We start from the raw sequence: 2,026 nt of genomic DNA, 5'->3' as shown, positions 1-2,026 counted from the left end.
GTACGCCAGCTCTTCCAGTTAAAATTGTGGTGTGCCGGATGATTTTTGAAGGGATATATGCTAGTAGGTCCAATATGCGTACATCCAGTGTTTAACACAATGAGGCCCCAACTTTCATCTTCTTTGCTGACAGGGAGATACTTATAGAAATTAATCATACTCGTCAATCATTTGGCTAGATTTCATAGCATAAACTGCTAAGAATGACTTTTAAAATAGTTGCTTTGATGGGGCAATTGTAAGGTTAAAACTACTAAGAAAAATCATAAAATGTTCCTTAAATATCAAAAAATGCAGGTCATTTATCAAAACCTCTATTTATTTTACTACCCAATAAAGATAGTTTTGGGTACCAATATAAACCGTTAGATAATTAATGCCGAATTTAGTTAGCTGGCGAAAAAAAACAGCCGCATGAAATACTTAAATCACTTTTTTTTAATTTTTGTTCTTACTTGTTTCTCAATTGTTTCTGCCACAGCGCAGTTAGCACAGATGAAAGCAGGTTTTGCCAATCCATCGGATAAATATAAACCCGGCGTCTACTGGTATTTCATGGATGGAAATATGAACGCCAAAACGATAACCAAAGATCTGGAGTCTATGAAAAAGGCTGGTATCGGTAATTTGATCTTTCTGGAAGTAAACGTTGGCGTGCCTGGAGGAACTATTGATTTTCTTAGTGAACAGTGGACATCTTTGTTTGCCCATGCAGAAAAGGAAGCGCGACGCCTGGGGATAGAAATCACATTGGGGATAGGTCCCGGATGGACAGGCAGCGGTGGCCCATGGGTTAAAGCAGAACAATCTATGCAGCACCTGGTCTCGAGCCAGGTAACTGTCTCTTCAGACGATCACAAAAAGATTGTACTACCCGTGCCTGCACCCAAAAAACCTTTCTTTGGCGAAGGCAACCTGCCGGAAGACTTTAAGAAACAATGGAGAGCATACTATAAAGATGTGGCTGTACTGGGATTTCCTGATATCTCTTCCGTCAAAGCAATTAGCGATTACGAAGAAAAGGCACTGTATTATCGTGCTCCATATAGCTCCGCTACAGTAAAACCCTATTTAGCAGAACCTGATGTTAAGTCGGATCAGGGAAAAGGCATTGAAAAAGGTAAAATAATAGATCTTACCGGTAAGATGGATGCCGATGGAACCCTGAACTGGACTCCGCCAGCAGGTAAATGGATAATTATGCGTTTTGGCAGCCGTAATAACGGCGCAATTACCCGACCAGCGCCTGTCCCGGGATTAGGTTTTGAAGCCGATAAACTGGATACTGCCGCACTTAATGCCCACCTGGATGCCTACCTTGGTAAAATCTTCAAAAAAATAGCTAAACCCGACAGCAAGAGTAATGGCGGGTTAAAAAGGCTGCATATGGACAGTTGGGAAATGGGTGCCCAAAACTGGACAGCGAATTTTAGACAAGAGTTCCTAAAAAGAAGAGGCTACGATCCGATAACCTATTACCCGGTTTACTCAGGAAACGTTGTGGGTTCAAGAGAAGAAAGCGAACGATTTTTGTGGGACCTAAGATTAACGGCGCAGGAGCTTGTGTTACAAAACCATGCGAACCATGTAAAACAATATGGCAAGCGTCATGGACTTTCCTTATCTATAGAACCCTATGACATGAACCCGACTGCAGATCTAGATCTTGGCAGCGTTGCAGATGTACCTATGGCCGAGTTTTGGAGCAAAGGTTTTGGCTTTAATTCTACTTACAGCGTAATTGAAGCAACATCTATTGCTCATGTAGAAGGCAGATCGCTTGTGCCGGCCGAAGCCTTTACAGCACAGAATAATGAAGGATGGAAGCAACACCCGGGGTCAGTAAAAAACCAGGGCGATTGGGCTTTTGCCGCCGGCATAAACCGTTTTGTTTACCATACTTTCCAAAATCAGTTCTTACCTGATTCCTTAAAACCGGGCGCAACAATGGGGCCTTATGGTGTGCATTGGGATCGCGGACAAACCTGGTGGTCAATGGCAACGGCTTATCACCAATACATTACAC

1 protein-coding gene is annotated in these 2,026 nt (G+C 42.7%); it reads left to right on the top strand.

The features are described from left to right. Positions 1-414: 414 nt before the first annotated feature. Positions 415-2,026 (top strand): glycosyl hydrolase (locus AC1DG9_RS26375; RefSeq protein ID WP_477635608.1); only part of this gene is annotated, 1,612 nt, incomplete at its 3' end.

This window comes from Pedobacter sp. 05L430 (assembly GCF_056397585.1).
This window is presented reverse-complemented; position numbering and strand designations above follow the sequence as displayed.